We start from the raw sequence: 16,535 nt of genomic DNA on the forward strand, positions 1-16,535 counted from the left end.
TATGAAGCATTTTTACACACTCATTTTTCTATTCGCCACGTATTTCTCTTTTGGACAGACCGTTCCAGAAAAATACGATTATTTTGTACAGTTTAACGGAAGTCAGCTTTCTAAAAAAGTTAGCATCGATGAGGTTTTAAATCATCCAATTTTAACCAAATACATCAGTAAAAAACCTGATTTTGATCTTCGTAAATATGCTGCTATTATTAAATTGAATGAAAAAATTACCATTCACGGGAACTTCTTAGATTCTGTTCCGTTTTACCAAGTTACGATTCCGGTAAAAAGCAAAGAAGCGGTTAGAAAATATTTAATCGAAAAGCAGGGAGCAAACGGAACAAACAGTTCAATTGAAGATTTTGGAAAATACGAAGTTTATACACCAAATGGAGTAAAAAGATCGTTTGTCTGGAACGACAATTATTTGGTTGTTATTGAATTGACAAAACGACTTCCTTCTAAATTTTATGATGTTGCAGAAACTTCTGTAGCAACAGATTCTGTTTCAATATCTGAGCCTTATGAAGAGACTACTGTAATTGAAGCGCCAGTTTATCCGCCAGCGATTCCGGTACCTGCAGAAAGAAGTACCGACTCAATAATATTGGAAGAACCAGCAGAGAATGATTATCTGTATGATGGAAATCCGTATGAAGAATACACTGTTGAACAAGCAGAATTTGATAAAAAATTAGCTGAAAAACAGCGAGAAATCATAAAAGCATTATTCGAAAACGGATTTACAGCGCCGATTTCTCCAAGAATAAATGTTGCTGCCGATATTTCTTCTTGGGTAAATTATGGCGGAATGATGTCTAGTTTGTATTCCATGTATAATTATCCGCTTTCGTTATTTGGCGGTTACGATAAATATTTGCCAATGCAGAATAATTTTGGGAATTTTATAAAGGGCATCAATTTGGATTTTTATTTTGATAATGATAATGCCCGAATCGAAGAAGAGGTAGAATATTCTCCAGAGATTGCCAATGTTGTTAGTAAAATCAGCAATAGAAAAATCAATAAAAATATCTTTAATTATTTCCCTGCTCAGAAGCCTTTGGGTTATATTTCGTATCATGCCAATACAAAAGCGGCGTTAGAAAACTTTCCTTCATTAATGACAGAATTATTTCAAAATCCGAAATTCGCCAAAGAAGATATTACACTTATTACAGATTTAATTTCGACCATTGTAGATGAAGAAGCTACAGCAAAGCTTTTTGATGGCGATTTAAGCGCGTTTTTATATGATGTGAAAGAAGTTGAGGTATTGAGCAAAAAATACGGTTATGACGAGAATTATGAAGAAACAATAACAGAAGAAAAAGTGAAAAAAGATATTCCGCTTTTTTCTGTAATTTTTACTTCTACGCATCCAACATTTGGAGATAAATTGTTGCAATTGGGTGTTCGCAAAAAAATATTAGTTCAGAATGGAAATTTCTACACGATTGCTGGAACTCAGGAATATGATAATATATTTATTCTGAAAGATAAAGACGTAGTAATTGTTGCCAATACAAAAGAGTATTTTGGCGCAGGAAACGGATCTTTTACAAAAGACACCAAGAAAGATTTGAGCAAAAACTATATTTCTGGAAAACTGAATATTGCGCAAACAGTTAAAACATTTGGTAAAAACGCAAAAGACTCTGAATTGGATCGAATGACTAAAATTTCTTCTCAGTTTTCGGATATTGCTATAGAATCGCCTAAAAAGTTAATTGATAATAAATTGAAATTTGTTTTTAAACTGAATTCTTTCAAGTCTGATAAAAATATCATTTTACAGACTTTAGACATGGCCGCAGAAATGACTTCTAAATAATTGAAAAAAAAATCCCTGAAACTCTTCAGGGATTTTTTTATGATTTTATTGAATTGAAGCTTCGTAAATCTCTTTAATTGAATTTCCTAGTTGCGAATTAAATTCGGCTTCAGATTGCCCAGCGCTAAGCCCTTCTGATAAAGCTCTTGAAAAACTCGCAATCAGTCCATGATTTTCTGCTAGTTTCTGATTGGCATCTTCTCGAGAATATCCGCCAGAAAGCGCTACAACACGAACCACATGAGGATCAGTCATTAAATCGCTGTAAAAATTATTTATAGTCGGGATAGAAAGTTTCAGCATAACTTTCACGTCTTGGTCTAAAGAATTTAGCTGTTTTTGAATTTCATCTTTCAAAATCTGCTCTGATTTTTCTTTATCAGGACTGTAAATATCAACTTCAGGTTCAATTATCGGAACAAGTCCTTTCTTAAATATCTGCAGACCAACTTCAAATTGCTGTTTCACCACTTCCTGAATTCCTTTTGGATTTGCTTCTTTTATAACAGAACGCATTTTGGTTCCAAAAATCTTTCGCTCTACAGCGCGATCAAGCAATTCGTTTAAATTAGAAATCGGTTTCATTAACTGAACACCATTGGCAAGATCGGCAAGACCTTTGTCTACTTTTAGAAACGGAATAATATGTTTTTTCTCCCAAAGATAATCTGCTGTCCACTGTCCGTCAATTTTTCGATCCATTGTGTTTTCAAACAAAATAGCACCAAGAATATAGTGGCTGTCAAAAACGGGACTTTTGATAATTCTGGTTCTCATTTCATGTACAAGAGTGTACATTTCTTCATCATTTGTGTATTGACTTTCTTCAACGCCATATTGCGATAATGCCTTCGGTGTACTGCCGCCACTTTGATCTAATGCTGCAATAAAACCTTTTCCAGAATGCATGAGATTTAACTGTTCGCTGTTTATACCCTTCATAACAATGAATTTTAGTTTTTATAAATCTCTGTAATTTAAGCATTTTAATTGGGCTGTATGCTTATTTCGGGTTAAGATTTCTTACAAACCTATTTTTTTATTGACATTGTCGTAGACTTCTTTTACTTTTTTTGGAGGATCAAATCGGTAACCAACAGACAGTTTTAGAGTAGAAATATTATCGTTCAATCTTGGGTCTACCTTATCATCTTGTGCAAAACCTATCGTGTTAAGACTTGCAAAACCAAAAAAACGGTCTTTGTTATAAGCCAGTTTTAAATTAAAATCGGCTTGGTATAAAGCTGAGGTTTCTTTATCAATAACATTTAACCCACCACCCAAAGCAAGTCCTGCACCAATTAAAACGCGATCACTGATTACGAAATTGTAAAAATAAGAGGGCGCAAGCGTTATAACATAAATATCGCCAGGAGAAGAATCAGGAGTATTTAAATCTAAATTGGTGTAATAAAAAGAGAAAGTCGGAATAAAACTTCCGGAACTTTTGGTTTGCCATTCGTTCTGGCTTACCAATGTTTTAAAAGAGAATTTATCATTAAAAATGTAAGCTGTCGATCCGCCAATTTTTGTTGTTCGCATGTTTGGCAGCTGTGCAATGATATTGTCATCGCTAATGTAAAATCCTTTTTGGTTGATAAAAGTAAAAGACTGCATCCATTTTTTATAGTAAAAACGGGTGTTGAAATTAAAGTTTTTGGAATGAGAATCGCCCTTATTCTGACTTAGAAATTTGGGTGCAAAACCAATCGTGATATCAACGATCTTATAATTTAAGGTAAAACCGATCTGTTCTCTTCGATTTGGAATTAGATTCACATACGTTTGCGAATCCTGACCTGAAGCAATTTGAAAACTATTGGAAGTGTCCAAATAATAAACGCTGGCTGTGATTTTATCGTTATAAGATTTAAAATACGAATTGTGCAGGGAATCGTTTTGGGCAAAACATCCAAAAAAGCTGATAAAAAATGTGATATAAATCAGTTTCAAACGCATAGAAACATAGTTTTAGATAATTTTAAAAGAAGTTTCATTCCGAACAATCAGACTATGTGAAAAAATATAATTTTCTAAAAATTAGCCCTAAGATAGGTCTTTAAATCTATGTTTCTATGTGTTAAATAAATTTTTAGATTAAGAAATCCACTCAATCGGGTTCTGCAATATATTTATCAATTTCTCCTCTTCGCTTCCCGCTTCTGGATGATGATCGTAAACCCATTGAACATGCGGAGGCAAACTCATTAAAATACTTTCAATTCTTCCGTTGGTTTTTAATCCGAATAAAGTTCCTTTATCGTGTACTAGATTAAACTCCACATAACGACCGCGACGGATTTCCTGCCAGTTTCTGTTTTCTGGAGTATATTCTAAATTCTTTCTTCTTTCTACAATTGGTACATAAGCTTCAAGAAAACTATTTCCAACTTCGGTTACAAAATCGTACCAGTTTTCCATTGACATTGCTTCACTTGCTTTGCAATAATCAAAGAACAAACCGCCAAGTCCGCGGGCTTCATTTCGGTGTGCATTCCAGAAATACGAATCGCACTGTTTTTTATATTTTGAATAAAACTCTGGATTGTGTTTGTCACAAGCAGTTTTGCATGTTTGATGAAAGTGAATTGCATCTTCTTCAAACAAATAATAAGGCGTTAAATCCTGTCCGCCACCAAACCATTGTTCGATTACATTTCCGTTTTCGTCATACATTTCGAAATATCGCCAATTGGCGTGCACGGTAGGAACCATCGGGTTTTTCGGGTGAATAACTAAACTTAATCCGCAGGCAAAGAAATCGGCTTCGCCAACGCCAAACATTTTTTGCATGGTTTCAGGAAGTTTTCCATGAACAGCAGAAATGTTTACACCGCCTTTTTCAAAAACATCTCCGTTTTCTATAACGCGCGTTCTCCCGCCTCCGCCTTCAGGACGTTTCCATAAGTCTTCACGGAATTTTGTAGTTCCGTCAACAGCTTCTAATCCAGCACAGATCTGGTCTTGTAAATTTTGTATGTATGCGTAAAATTTGTCTTTCATGTCCTAATTTTCATTTTCTGGTATAGTATCATGATACTTGAATGCAGCATTCATATCAATTACTATTGTAGTATCTTTTTTAAAGATTTTTACAAATCTTGAATTTAATTTTTTAAATATCGAATCTCCTATTTCAGCTTTTTCCCAAAGAACAGGATAAACATATATTGGAGTCGAATCTCTCAGAATAAATTTTTGAGACATATGGTTATGTTTATCTAAAAATTTTTTCACAATTAACCCAGAAAAATTTTCATGAAACATTTCTTTATATGCGTCTTTACTAATTTTGGCTTCATTTGAAAAATAAGAACAAGTACTAGCAAATACCGCAAAAAACACCATTACAAAAAAACCTTGATATAATGGATTCAATTTTTCAAAATTAAAATCAGCAATATCGTTTAAAATTTTTTCTAGATAACTCATTTAAATTTTAAGAAAGCGATTTTATTGTTTATCCCAAAAGAAAAAACCTTGCTTTCCTGCTGAATATATTGATAAACTGCCAAAGCTTTAGCTGTAAAATTATGGTTTTCTTCTTTTGAGAATTCTATTAAAATATCACCAAATTGTTCTAATTGTTCCCAGTCAAAATGAAGACGGGCTAATAAGGTAATTAATTCTTCGTTGGAGTAATCGATTAATGTTTGGATATTTAGTCCAAACTCTTTTAAATGATTTTCGATATCTGATTTTTGTAAATGACTCAAAGGATAAGGCACAGAAATGAGTGTTCGCAATGTCTTTAGAACATTGTCAATTCTGATTTTTTCTTCGTCTCTTAAACCTTTGTTTAGCATTTTTCTAGTTTTAAGTCGCAGTTTTAAGTCGCAGTAAAATCTGAAAACTGCGACTTAAAACTGAATACTAGTTTCCGTATTCCTTCACAGCGTCAATAAACGCTTTGGCGTGATCTACAGGTATATTTGGTAAAATTCCGTGACCTAAATTTACGATATATTTATCTTTTCCGAACTCATCGATCATTTCATGAACCATTTTCTTGATAGTCGGAATTGGAGAAAGTAATCTTGACGGATCAAAATTCCCTTGTAAAGTAATATTTCCACCAGACAAATAACGAGCATTTCTAGCCGAACAAGTCCAGTCAACTCCTAATGCAGAAGCTTTACTTTTACCCATTTCGCCAAGAGCAAACCAGCATCCTTTTCCGAAAACAATAACAGGAGTAATATCAGCTAAAGCGTCAACAATCTGGTTGATGTATTTCCATGAAAATTCCTGATAATCAACAGGAGAAAGCATTCCTCCCCAAGAGTCAAAAATCTGAACGGCATTTACTCCCGACTTTACTTTTTCTTTTAAATATAAAATAGTCGTATCGGTAATTTTTTGCAATAAAGTATGTGCTGCAGCTGGGTTTGAGAAACAGAATCCTTTTGCAGTATCAAAACTTTTAGAACCTTTTCCTTCAACAGCGTAGCAGAAAATAGTCCAAGGCGAACCTGCGAAACCAATTAACGGAACTTCATCATTCAGCATTTCCTTAGTCAATTTTACTGCGTCAAAAACGTAGCCTAAAGTCTCATTTACATCTGGAACGTACACTTTATGAACATCTGATAGAGAACGAATCGGGTTTGGAATTATTGGTCCCAAATTGTCTTTTAATTCTACATGAATTCCCATTGCACGTGGAACTACTAAAATATCCGAAAATAAAATCGCAGCATCTGGAGCGATTCTTCGGATAGGTTGAACTGTAATTTCAGCAGCTAATTCTGGAGTTTCACAACGCGTAAAAAAATCATATTTATCACGAAGTTCTCTAAATTCAGGTAAATATCTTCCTGCCTGACGCATCATCCATACCGGCGGACGTTGCACAGTTTCTCCTTTTAATGCTCTTAAAAATAGGTCGTTTTTTAACATTTTTTCTTGCTTTAGGCTTTAAGCTTTAGGCTTTAAGCTTGTTTTTAACTATGATTTTTTTGCTTACGGCTTACTGCCTAAAGCTTATTGCTTTAATTTATTTGTATTCGTGAATTACATCTTCGATCACGTCTTCAATTGTGGGCTGATCTGCGATGATGATATTCTTTGTGATTTTTGATAAAGCTTCTGCGGTAGTATCACCAATGCAAAAGCAGATTTGTTTATTGATGGTATTATGTTTCAGATAACTTTTGACTCCAGACGGACTAAAAAACAAAATCGCTTCAGGATTTGCTTTTATTTTCTGTGGCTGAAGTGTGGTTTCGTAAACCTGAATTTCATTGAATTTAATTCCGTTTTCTTTGAAAGCTTCAGGCAAAGTGTCTCTTCTAAGATTTCCGCTAAAAAAAGTGTAGCTCTCATTCGCATAAATCAGAGTAATAATTTCGGCTAAATCTGATGCATAACCGGTATAAGCCACTACATTAAAACCATTATCGCTTAAAAGCGTTTTGGTCTTAAGACCCACGCAGTACACGTTTTTCTTTTTTAGTTCTTCGGATTTTGGGTCTGATAAAACACTGTGAACAGCATTCTGACTTGTAAAAATCAGGCTTTCGTTAATGTCTTTTAATTCGAAGGGTTTGTTTTCGGTTTTAATGAAATCGGCTTCTATTAATTCTACGCCATATTTCATCAGCTCTTGTTTATGAAGAGGAGATAATATTTTAGTAGATAGTATTTGAACTGCGTTTGCCATTATTTCTTCAAAGATTCTTTAATTTTCTGCATTAATTCTGTTCCACCATTATTCAAAATCTCCTGAGCAGAATTGAAACCTAATTTTTTCCATTCTGAAATATCAACCGTTTTGTTGATTTCTAGTTTTTGTTTTCCGTCAATAGAAAGTAAAACACCTTGAAAATGCAAAGTATCTTCATCTTCATTATATGTTACTAGAGCTCCAATTGGGGCAGTACATCCACCTTCAAGCGTTCTCAAAAACTGACGTTCGATATAGGTGCAAATTTCAGTTTCGATATCATTTAACTGCGAAAGGGCATCCAGTGTATAATTGTCATTTTCCATTCCCACGACAAGCATTGCGCCTTGTGCTGGAGCAGGAATCATCCAATCTAAATTGATATAATTTTCAGGTTTTAAGTTGATGCGCTCTAAACCTGCAGCTGCAAAAACAGCTCCATCCCAATTATTGTCCTGAAGTTTTTGCATACGCGTATTTACGTTCCCACGTAAATCTACAACAGTATGATTTGGGTATTTATTGAACCATTGTGCCTGGCGACGCAAACTTCCAGTTGCAATGGTACTTGGATTTGTAAAGTCAGGATTTCCTTTATGAACTAAAATGTCCAGAACATTGGCTCTTGATAAAACAGCACCTTGAACGATACCTTTTGGTAAAGCCGTTGGAACATCTTTCATAGAATGCACTGCAATATCAACATCGCCATTGATCATAGCAATATCAAGCGTTTTGGTAAAAATTCCAGTAATCCCTAATTCGTAAAGAGGTTTATCCAGAATAATATCGCCTTGAGATTTAACCGCAACAATCGAGGTTTTATAACCTAAGTCGTTTAGTTTTTTCTCGACAGTATGTGCTTGCCAAAGTGCTAATTCGCTGTCACGCGTTCCAATTCTGATTGTTTTTTCAGCCATGTTTTGTTTTTTAAACCATATAAGTTATATAAGTAAATTTAAGCGGTTTGAGTAAAACACAGTTTAAATAGTGTGATATAACTTTTTGTTTTTTTAAACTATATAAGTTATATAAGTAAATTTAAGCGGTTTGGGTAAAACACAGTTTTTAAATGAACTTAGATAACTTGTATGGTTTAAACTGTATTTAAGATGCTTTTATTTTGAAGACTTTCTCGATCCATTCGATGCTTTCATCGACCATGGTATCGTCGTCTTTTAAATGATTTGCGAAATGTGTAGTGATTTTTTGAATGATTCTGTTACTGATGATTTCAGCTTGCTCTTCATTAAAATCGGCAATTTTTTTGCTTTGAAAATCTAGTTCTGAAGCTTTAATAGCGTTTAATTTTTCTTTTAAAGCATTGATTGTCGGAGCAAATTTTCTGCCTTTCATCCAAGTAACAAATTCTTCTTTGATTTCTTCGATGATTGCTTCAGCTGCCGGAATGTGTAATTTTCTGTTTTCCAAAGTTTCATCTGTCAATTGAGACAGATAATCCATGTGGATTAAAGTTACACCTTCTAATTCTTCTACGTTTTCATTTACGTTTTTCGGAATCGACAAATCCAGAATCAACAAAGGTTTTTTAAGATTCAAAATCGCTTTGTCAACCGTTGGGTTTTGAGCGCCAGTTGCAACAACCACAACATCGGCTTTTTGAAGTTCTAAATGTAATTCAGAGTAATCTTTAACAATTAGATTTAATTTTCCTGCTAATTTTTCTGCTTTATCTTTAGTACGGTTGATTAAAGTAATGTGTTCGTTTTTGGTATGTTTTACTAAATTCTCACACGTGTTTCTCCCGATTTTTCCAGTTCCAAAAAGTAAAATGTTTTTGTTGCTGATATCTTCAACATTCTTCAAAATATATTGTACAGATGCAAAAGAAACTGAAGTAGCACCAGAACTAATTTCTGTTTCCGTTTTAATTCTTTTGCTTGCCTGAATTACCGCATTGACCAATCTTTCCATAAAAGCATTGGCTAATCCCATTGATTTTGAATGTGTAAAACTGGTTTTTATTTGAGATATAATTTCGAAATCGCCTAAGATCTGACTGTCTAAACCAGTTCCTACGCGAAACATATGATTAATTGCTTCTTGATTTTTGTAAACGAAACCAACTTTTTGAAAAGCATCGACAGAACCGTTGCTGTTGTCGCAGATAAGTTTTATTAATTGAAATGGGTGTTCGGCAAAACCGTAGATTTCGGTTCTGTTGCAAGTTGAAGTAACCAGTAAACTTTCTATTCCATCGTTTTTAGCTTGTTCCAGTAAACGTGTTTTCGCAACGGCATCCAAACTAAATTGACCTCTAACCTCAGCATCAGCTTTTTTATAACTCAGACCAACTGAGTAAAAATAAAGGTGTTTCGGTACGTTATTGTTTTCCATAAATTCACTTTCATAAAAGTGCAACAAAATTATTACTATACCATCGATAAAAATAACGCTAAAAGTACTTTTTATGTCGCTGTATGTTTTTTTGAACCTAAATAGGTGTTTTTGAGTAAAAAGGACTACTTTTGTAGCAAAATCAACTCATTTGAAGTGATTAGTTTAGAGTCGTTCTAAATAACATTTTGAGTTTGTTTCGATTTTTGTTTCAAAAAAATATCGCTATGGGTTCTCAAGAAATTATAAAAATTGAAGACGACTTTACGCTGATCCGTTTTCAAAATGACGGTCTGGAGCCATTTTATGCACAGCATGAAATAATAGGTACTGGCCTGATACAGTTTCACTTCGGGATAAAAGGAAATGCAAAATTCTTATTCAATCAAGGCAATTATGCTCTAGAATTGAAAGAAGAAAAATCGCTGCTTTTATACAATCCGCAGAAAGAATTACCGCTAAATTTAGAATTGGCTCCAAACTCTTGGGCGATTTCGGTAATTGTATCGATTAAAAAATTTCACGCGTTGTTTTCTGCCGAAGCCGATTATATTACTTTTTTGAGTCCAGACAATAAGGACAAAAAGTATTATAACGAAGGAAATATCAGTCCGTCAATGGCGATTGTGCTGAGTCAGTTGTTTCATTACAATCTTCACCCATCCATAAAAAACCTTTATTATAAAGGAAAAGGATACGAATTGTTGAGTTTGTATTTCAACAGAACTGAAGATCCAAATGCAGAACAATGTCCGTTTTTAATAGATGAAGATAACGTTCTGAAAATCAGAAAAGCTAAAGAAATTATTATCGCTAATATGGCCGAACCGCCAGGATTGCAAGAATTGGCAGACGAAATTGGTTTGAATTTAAAGAAACTTAAAATGGGTTTCAAACAAATTTACGGCGACACGGTATACGGTTTCCTTTTCGATTACAAAATGGATTTCGCCCGAAAACTTTTAGACAGCGGATCATATAATGTAAATGAAGTTGGTTTGAAAATCGGTTACAGTACAGGAAGTCACTTTATTGCGGCATTTAAGAAAAAGTTTGCCACGACTCCAAAAAAATATTTGATGTCGATTAATGCGAATGTGTAAGTTTTTGTTCGCCACTAATTCACGAATTTGCACAAAATAAATAGTTGCTAAATTTCCCGAATCTGCGAGAGAAATCAATTTTATAAATAAAGACATAATTAAAAAGTAATAATTATCATATTTCCCAAAAGTAGCAAGTTCTACTTTTGACGAAATTTTTAAAAACAAATAAAAGCTTAAAGCCTAATGCTTAAAGCCTAATGCAAAAAAACAATAATGAAAGGCGTATTATTAGTAAATCTTGGATCTCCAGAAAGTCCAACTCCAAAAGATGTTAAACCTTATTTAGATGAATTTTTAATGGATAAATACGTGATCGATGTTCCGTATTTATTAAGAGCATTATTAGTTCGCGGTATTATTTTAAGAAAAAGACCAGAAGAATCTGCGCATGCTTATGCAAAAATTTGGTGGGAAGAAGGTTCTCCATTAGTTGTTCTTTCAGAAAGAATGCAGAAAAAGGTTCAGCCTCTTGTAAATGTTCCTGTTTCTTTAGCAATGCGTTACGGAAGTATGACAATCGAAAAAGGACTTCAAGAATTGAGCGATAAAGGAGTTACAGATGTAATGCTTTTTCCTTTATATCCACAATATGCAATGGCTTCAACTTTGACTATTTTAGTAAAAGCAGAGGAAATCCGTAAGAAGAAATTCCCACACATGAAGTTTACAGATGTTCCGGCATTTTACAATAAACCTGATTATATCAAGAATTTAGCCGATTCAATTCAGAAACATTTAGTTGGTTTTGATTACGATCATTTATTGTTTTCTTACCACGGAATTCCAGAGCGTCATATTCGCAAAACGGATGTAACTAAATCGCATTGTAAAATTGACGGTTCTTGTTGCAATACGCCTTCACCAGCGCACGAGTTTTGTTATCGTCACCAATGTTACGAAACAACAAGACAAGTTGTAAAATTATTAGGGCTTCCTGAAGATAAATACAGTCTGACATTTCAATCACGTTTAGCGGGAGATAAATGGTTGGAACCTTATACCGATGTTGAAATTGATAACATGCCAGCAAAAGGAATCAAGAAATTGGCAGTTGTTACACCGGCTTTCGTTTCAGATTGTTTAGAAACTTTAGAAGAAATTGCCATGCGCGCCAAAGAGGATTTTGAAGCAAATGGAGGAGAAGAGTTCTTAGCAATTCCATGTTTGAATGACGATGACGAATGGTGTAAGACGGTTTCTAACTGGATTAATGATTGGGCGAAATAATATTTAGTTTCAAGTTTCAGGTTTCAAGTTTTTCTCAAAGTTGATAACTTGAAACTTTAAACCTGAAACTTTAAACCGAAAATAATGGAATACTATAATTACTTAAAATCACTGCATCTTATTTTTGTAATTACTTGGTTTGCGGGTTTGTTTTATATTGTGCGTTTGTTTGTTTATCAAATTGAAGCCAATGAAAAACCTTCGCCAGAAAAAGAAATTCTGCAGGCGCAATACAAAATAATGGCCTATCGTTTGTGGTACATTATTACTTGGCCATCGGCGGTTTTGGCGAGTATTTTTGCTTTTTGGATGTTGTTTTTTACAGATGCAGGAAGCGTTTGGATCAAAATGCCATGGATGCACGTAAAATTATGTTTCGTTTTTCTTTTATATTTATATCACGGAAAATGTCATCAGATTTTTAAACAACTGCAAAACGATGAGGTAAAATATACCAATAATTTTATGCGTTTATGGAATGAAGGTGCAACCATTATTTTATTTGCGGTTGTCTTTTTAGTAGTTTTAAAAAGTGCCATCAACTGGATTTTCGGCGTAATCGGAATTATTTTATTCTCCGTTTTAATTATGCTGGGTTTCCGATTTTATAAAAGAATAAGAGAAAAAAAGTAATTAGTAAAAAGTGAATAGTAATTAGTTTCAAGCTTTTACTATTCACTAATTACTATTCACTAATCACTAAAAACATGCTAAACTTCAAAATGACAATGCTATCGCTTCGAACCAGGATTTTCCTGTCGATGATTGTATTGATTGTGGTGGCATCTTTTTTATTGGCTTCGATTTCGATTATTCAGTTTAAAACTGAGGCCAAAGAATACCATCAGGAACGTTTAGAACGAAAAGAAAATGCGGTAAAAGAACATATTAATTATGTTCTGGCAACTACAACTTATCCGCTAAAAACTCAGAATTTAGATTTAATCTTTAAAGATAAAATTCACGAGTTAGCGCAGATTCATAAAATTGAAATCAACATTTACAGTTTGGATGGAAAACTTTTAAAGTCATCCAAAGAATCTTTCGCTGTAGATAAAATTGCACCTCCAATTCCAGAATATATTCTTAAACTGGTTCGTTCTTCCATCGAAAAACGTTTTGTGGATATTAAAACTATCGATGGAGTCAAAAACCGCTCTTCATACAGTTTAATTAAAGACGAAAAATTCAAACCGCTTGGAATCCTGAACCTTCCTTATTTAGAAGACGATGGTTATTATGATAACGAGTTGAATACTTTCCTAATTCGTCTGAGTCAGGTTTATTCTTTTATGCTGATTGTTGCTTTTGCATTGGCGTATTTCCTTTCAACGTATATCACGAAATCATTAAAAACGATTTCAGAGAGACTAGAAGAGACTAATCTGGATCAGAAGAACGAAAAAATTGTTCTGGAAGCCAACAGTAAAGAAGTTAATTTCTTGATTAGAGCTTACAACGGAATGGTAGACAAATTGGAAACCAGTGCTATCAAACTAGCGCAAAGCGAACGTGAAGAAGCTTGGCGTGAAATGGCGAAACAGGTCGCGCACGAAATTAAAAATCCGCTTACGCCGATGCGTTTGACGGTTCAGAGTTTCCAAAGAAAATTCGATCCTGCTGCTCCAGATGTGAAGCAGAAAATGAATGATTACTCCGAAACTTTAATTCAACAGATAGATACAATGACAGCTGTTGCTTCCGCATTTTCAAACTTTGCTTCGATGCCAGCACAGCAAAACGAAACGCTGAATGTAGTTGAGGTTGTCGAATTGGCTTTGGATATCTTCAACGAAGATTATATTTCTTTTGAAAAAGAAGAAGAAGAAATCATTTCCAAAATGGATCGTACGCAATTGATTCGTGTGATTACCAACTTGGTTAAAAATGCCACTCAGGCTATTCCAGAAAGTCAATTTCAGAAATCGATAGTAGTTTCGGTAAAAAGGCGAAATAACGATGTTGAAATTGCTGTAAAAGACAACGGAATCGGTATTCAGAAACAAGATATCGGAAGAATTTTCGAACCAAAATTTACTACCAAAACCAGCGGTATGGGACTTGGACTCGGAATTATCAAAAACATTATCGAAAATTACAAAGGAACAATTACCTTTGAGTCAACTTACGGAAAAGGAACAACATTTACGGTTTCTCTCCCTATCACCAACTCATAAATATAGCGTCATGGATTACGAAAATATCTTAATTTCAATTGTAGAAAAAGTTGCTACCATCACTATTAACAGACCAACTAAATTAAATGCTTTAAACAAAGCAACCATTAGTGATCTGAGTAATGCGATTCAATCATTATCTAAAAATGATGATGTTCGTATTATTATTTTAACCGGAAGCGGAGAGAAAGCCTTTGTTGCTGGGGCAGATATTTCGGAATTTGCAAATTATACCACTGTTGAAGGAGCACAACTAGCTGCTGAAGGACAGGAGTCTTTATTTGATTTCATCGAAAACCTTAAAAAGCCAGTTATTGCAGCCGTTAATGGTTTTGCTCTTGGCGGCGGATTAGAATTGGCAATGGCATGTCATTTTAGAGTTGCTTCAGACAATGCAAAAATGGGACTTCCAGAAGTAACTTTAGGATTAATTCCTGGTTATGGTGGAACACAGCGTTTACCGCAATTAGTTGGAAAAGGCCGTGCAATGGAAATGATCATGACCGCAGCTATGATTACTGCTGAACAAGCAAAAGATTACGGTTTAGTAAATCATGTTGTGCCTCAAGAAGAACTTCTGTCATTTACAAACGTAATCGCTCAGAAAATTATCAAAAATGCACCATTCGCAATTGGAAAAGCAATCAAAGCAATCAATGCCAACTTTAAAGACGGTAAAAATGGTTTTGATACGGAAATAAAATCATTCGGAGAATGTTTTGGAACCGAGGATTTTAAAGAAGGAACCACAGCATTCTTAGAAAAACGTAAAGCTGAATTTACAGGAAAGTAATTTTTTCTTAACCGCAAAGGTCGCAAGGGATTACGAAAAGCACACAAGGAAAATTAAAAAACTTTGCGAACCTTGCGTAAATCTTTGCGACCTTTGCGGTTAAATAAACACAATAATATGTCTTACGAACCAATATTTGCCCTTTTTTGTGAACGAGTTAAAGAAAGCATCCAAAAAGGAACTTTCGCCAAACTGACTTTGGCCAAAACCATGGGCGATACAGAACTCAAAAATGTTTATTTCCGATTGGTTCTCAATGAAGATAATACATTCTCAATTTCGCTGACTTTTCGATATAAAACAGAAGAAATAGAAAGCATTCATACTTTAGATGAAGCCTTGTTGGTTTTAGGCTCACATATCAAAAATCCTTTTTTGACGGCATTGCTTTTTACAACTGATGATGATGTTACGTTTAAAGTAAATAAAAAGAACGCTGGAAGTATAATCGAGCAAGCACCAACTTTTAAAAATGCTTCGCCAGTTATGCTGGAAATGATTGAAAAGGGGATTGTTTAAAGAATAATTTAAGTGGCTATGGTCGCTATAGAACTTATTTGTCAGGCTGAGCGAAGTCGAAGCCTACGTTTGCAGAATCACTTTGCGGGGCTTCGACTTCGCTCAGCCTGACAGAAAAAACCTTGTTCAAACTCTTAAGGGTGTCTCTGTGAACTTCTTTGTGAATCTCTCCGAAATAACCTTTAAACCAACTTCACAAACAAATTAGAAGCAATTTTATTAGAAATAGACAATTCTCTATCATTCACTTTAATTTTAACCGATAGATCGAAGGATTCTTTAGAAAGCAATTCAATTTTTGATCCTAAAGCGATTCCTTGTTTGTCTAGATATTTCAAAAACTCAGACGAAGTATCTTTTACGCCGACACAAACTCCGGTTTGATTCTCTTCTAGTTCTGATAAAAGGTGTTTTTCGATTTTAATGATTCGACCATTTGCATCCGGAATTGGATCGCCGTGCGGATCTTCGGTTGGATTTCCAAGAAAATCGTCCAGACGGTTAATCAATTGCTCCGATTTGATGTGTTCCAACTGTTCCGCAATATCGTGGACTTCATCCCAGCTAAAGTTTAGTTTCTCCACCAAAAATACTTCCCAAAGACGATGTTTTCTCACAATCATTTTTGCAGCCAGTTTTCCGTTTTCGGTTAAAGAAACTCCTTGATATTTTTTATAATTTACTAAATCTTTCTCTGCCAACTTTTTAAGCATATCGGTCACAGAGGAAGCTTTCGTTTCCATAATTTCTGCAATAGCATTGGTGCTCACTTCAGTTTCTAAAGCCGCTGTTAGATGGTATATCGATTTTAAGTAGTTTTCTTCTGAAAAGGTCATTTCTTTTGAGGTTCTAAGGT

General features: G+C 34.4%; 17 protein-coding genes. 7 read left to right on the forward strand and 10 right to left on the reverse strand.

Annotated elements, in window-relative coordinates; genetic code table 11:
• The first annotated feature begins 1 nt into the window (after nucleotide 1).
• Entirely contained in the window at nucleotides 2-1,834 is a 1,833-nt protein-coding gene (locus tag BSF41_RS14445; RefSeq protein WP_095930211.1) for a hypothetical protein, read from the forward strand.
• 45 nt (nucleotides 1,835-1,879) lie between these two features.
• On the opposite strand, the gene BSF41_RS14450 is transcribed toward BSF41_RS14445, so the two are convergent.
• The 9 genes from BSF41_RS14450 to hemA form a co-directional block, all read right to left on the reverse strand.
• Nucleotides 1,880-2,767, reverse strand: a complete 888-nt coding sequence (locus tag BSF41_RS14450; protein WP_095930319.1) for a fructose bisphosphate aldolase — start codon at nucleotides 2,765-2,767, stop codon at nucleotides 1,880-1,882.
• A 90-nt stretch (nucleotides 2,768-2,857) separates the two neighbouring features.
• Entirely contained in the window at nucleotides 2,858-3,793 is a 936-nt protein-coding gene (locus BSF41_RS14455; protein WP_095930212.1) for a DUF4421 family protein, read from the reverse strand.
• Nucleotides 3,794-3,931: 138 nt separating this feature from the next.
• A complete protein-coding gene (hemF, locus tag BSF41_RS14460) occupies nucleotides 3,932-4,837 on the reverse strand; it encodes an oxygen-dependent coproporphyrinogen oxidase (protein WP_095930213.1) in 906 nt (301 codons plus the stop codon).
• Between the two features lie 3 nt (nucleotides 4,838-4,840).
• Nucleotides 4,841-5,266 (reverse strand): hypothetical protein, encoded by a 426-nt coding sequence (locus BSF41_RS14465; RefSeq protein ID WP_095930214.1) that lies wholly within the window; start codon nucleotides 5,264-5,266, stop codon nucleotides 4,841-4,843.
• Entirely contained in the window at nucleotides 5,263-5,640 is a 378-nt protein-coding gene (locus BSF41_RS14470) for a hypothetical protein (protein ID WP_095930215.1), read from the reverse strand. Before BSF41_RS14470 ends, BSF41_RS14465 begins: the two co-directional genes overlap by 4 nt.
• Before the next feature lie 67 nt (nucleotides 5,641-5,707).
• On the reverse strand, nucleotides 5,708-6,733 hold the full coding sequence (hemE, locus tag BSF41_RS14475; RefSeq protein WP_095930216.1) for a uroporphyrinogen decarboxylase: 1,026 nt from the start codon (nucleotides 6,731-6,733) through the stop codon (nucleotides 5,708-5,710).
• Between the two features lie 97 nt (nucleotides 6,734-6,830).
• Complete coding sequence (locus BSF41_RS14480; RefSeq protein WP_095930217.1) at nucleotides 6,831-7,496, reverse strand: uroporphyrinogen-III synthase; 666 nt, start codon at nucleotides 7,494-7,496, stop codon at nucleotides 6,831-6,833.
• A complete protein-coding gene (gene hemC / locus BSF41_RS14485; protein WP_095930218.1) occupies nucleotides 7,496-8,419 on the reverse strand; it encodes a hydroxymethylbilane synthase in 924 nt (307 codons plus the stop codon). Before hemC ends, BSF41_RS14480 begins: the two co-directional genes overlap by 1 nt.
• A gap of 187 nt (nucleotides 8,420-8,606) precedes the next feature.
• On the reverse strand, nucleotides 8,607-9,857 hold the full coding sequence (gene hemA, locus BSF41_RS14490; protein ID WP_012023029.1) for a glutamyl-tRNA reductase: 1,251 nt from the start codon (nucleotides 9,855-9,857) through the stop codon (nucleotides 8,607-8,609).
• Between the two features lie 227 nt (nucleotides 9,858-10,084).
• Here hemA and BSF41_RS14495 point away from each other — a divergent pair, with 227 nt between their 5' ends.
• The 6 genes from BSF41_RS14495 (at nucleotide 10,085) to BSF41_RS14520 (ending at nucleotide 15,679) form a co-directional block, all read left to right on the forward strand.
• Nucleotides 10,085-10,960 (forward strand): AraC family transcriptional regulator, encoded by an 876-nt coding sequence (locus BSF41_RS14495; RefSeq protein ID WP_095930219.1) that lies wholly within the window; start codon nucleotides 10,085-10,087, stop codon nucleotides 10,958-10,960.
• 216 nt (nucleotides 10,961-11,176) lie between these two features.
• Nucleotides 11,177-12,190 (forward strand): ferrochelatase, encoded by a 1,014-nt coding sequence (hemH, locus tag BSF41_RS14500; protein ID WP_095930220.1) that lies wholly within the window; start codon nucleotides 11,177-11,179, stop codon nucleotides 12,188-12,190.
• Nucleotides 12,191-12,274: 84 nt separating this feature from the next.
• On the forward strand, nucleotides 12,275-12,823 hold the full coding sequence (locus BSF41_RS14505; RefSeq protein WP_095930221.1) for a CopD family protein: 549 nt from the start codon (nucleotides 12,275-12,277) through the stop codon (nucleotides 12,821-12,823).
• Nucleotides 12,824-12,951: 128 nt separating this feature from the next.
• Nucleotides 12,952-14,367, forward strand: a complete 1,416-nt coding sequence (locus tag BSF41_RS14510) for a HAMP domain-containing sensor histidine kinase (protein WP_095930222.1) — start codon at nucleotides 12,952-12,954, stop codon at nucleotides 14,365-14,367.
• A 10-nt stretch (nucleotides 14,368-14,377) separates the two neighbouring features.
• Entirely contained in the window at nucleotides 14,378-15,160 is a 783-nt protein-coding gene (locus tag BSF41_RS14515) for an enoyl-CoA hydratase/isomerase family protein (RefSeq protein ID WP_095930223.1), read from the forward strand.
• Between the two features lie 117 nt (nucleotides 15,161-15,277).
• Complete coding sequence (locus tag BSF41_RS14520) at nucleotides 15,278-15,679, forward strand: hypothetical protein (RefSeq protein ID WP_095930224.1); 402 nt, start codon at nucleotides 15,278-15,280, stop codon at nucleotides 15,677-15,679.
• Nucleotides 15,680-15,861: 182 nt separating this feature from the next.
• Here BSF41_RS14520 and BSF41_RS14525 read toward each other — a convergent pair whose 3' ends face one another.
• Nucleotides 15,862-16,515 carry a metal-dependent transcriptional regulator gene (locus BSF41_RS14525; RefSeq protein WP_095930225.1) on the reverse strand — a complete coding sequence of 218 codons (654 nt, stop codon included), beginning with the start codon at nucleotides 16,513-16,515 and terminating at the stop codon, nucleotides 15,862-15,864.
• Nucleotides 16,516-16,535: the final 20 nt, after the last annotated feature.

The organism is Flavobacterium sp. ACN2 (assembly GCF_002303885.1).
Classification (GTDB): Bacteria; Bacteroidota; Bacteroidia; order Flavobacteriales; family Flavobacteriaceae; genus Flavobacterium.

Coding starts and splice junctions, on each gene's coding strand:
- BSF41_RS14495 (WP_095930219.1), top strand. CDS start 10,085: ATGGGTTCTCAAGAAATTATAAAAATTGAAGACGACTTTACGCTGATC.
- BSF41_RS14525 (WP_095930225.1), bottom strand. CDS start 16,515: ATGACCTTTTCAGAAGAAAACTACTTAAAATCGATATACCATCTAACA.
- BSF41_RS14445 (WP_095930211.1), top strand. CDS start 2: ATGAAGCATTTTTACACACTCATTTTTCTATTCGCCACGTATTTCTCT.
- hemF (WP_095930213.1), bottom strand. CDS start 4,837: ATGAAAGACAAATTTTACGCATACATACAAAATTTACAAGACCAGATC.
- BSF41_RS14480 (WP_095930217.1), bottom strand. CDS start 7,496: ATGGCAAACGCAGTTCAAATACTATCTACTAAAATATTATCTCCTCTT.
- BSF41_RS14515 (WP_095930223.1), top strand. CDS start 14,378: ATGGATTACGAAAATATCTTAATTTCAATTGTAGAAAAAGTTGCTACC.
- hemA (WP_012023029.1), bottom strand. CDS start 9,857: ATGGAAAACAATAACGTACCGAAACACCTTTATTTTTACTCAGTTGGT.
- hemC (WP_095930218.1), bottom strand. CDS start 8,419: ATGGCTGAAAAAACAATCAGAATTGGAACGCGTGACAGCGAATTAGCA.
- BSF41_RS14465 (WP_095930214.1), bottom strand. CDS start 5,266: ATGAGTTATCTAGAAAAAATTTTAAACGATATTGCTGATTTTAATTTT.
- BSF41_RS14455 (WP_095930212.1), bottom strand. CDS start 3,793: ATGCGTTTGAAACTGATTTATATCACATTTTTTATCAGCTTTTTTGGA.
- hemE (WP_095930216.1), bottom strand. CDS start 6,733: ATGTTAAAAAACGACCTATTTTTAAGAGCATTAAAAGGAGAAACTGTG.
- BSF41_RS14510 (WP_095930222.1), top strand. CDS start 12,952: ATGATTGTATTGATTGTGGTGGCATCTTTTTTATTGGCTTCGATTTCG.
- BSF41_RS14520 (WP_095930224.1), top strand. CDS start 15,278: ATGTCTTACGAACCAATATTTGCCCTTTTTTGTGAACGAGTTAAAGAA.
- BSF41_RS14505 (WP_095930221.1), top strand. CDS start 12,275: ATGGAATACTATAATTACTTAAAATCACTGCATCTTATTTTTGTAATT.
- BSF41_RS14470 (WP_095930215.1), bottom strand. CDS start 5,640: ATGCTAAACAAAGGTTTAAGAGACGAAGAAAAAATCAGAATTGACAAT.
- hemH (WP_095930220.1), top strand. CDS start 11,177: ATGAAAGGCGTATTATTAGTAAATCTTGGATCTCCAGAAAGTCCAACT.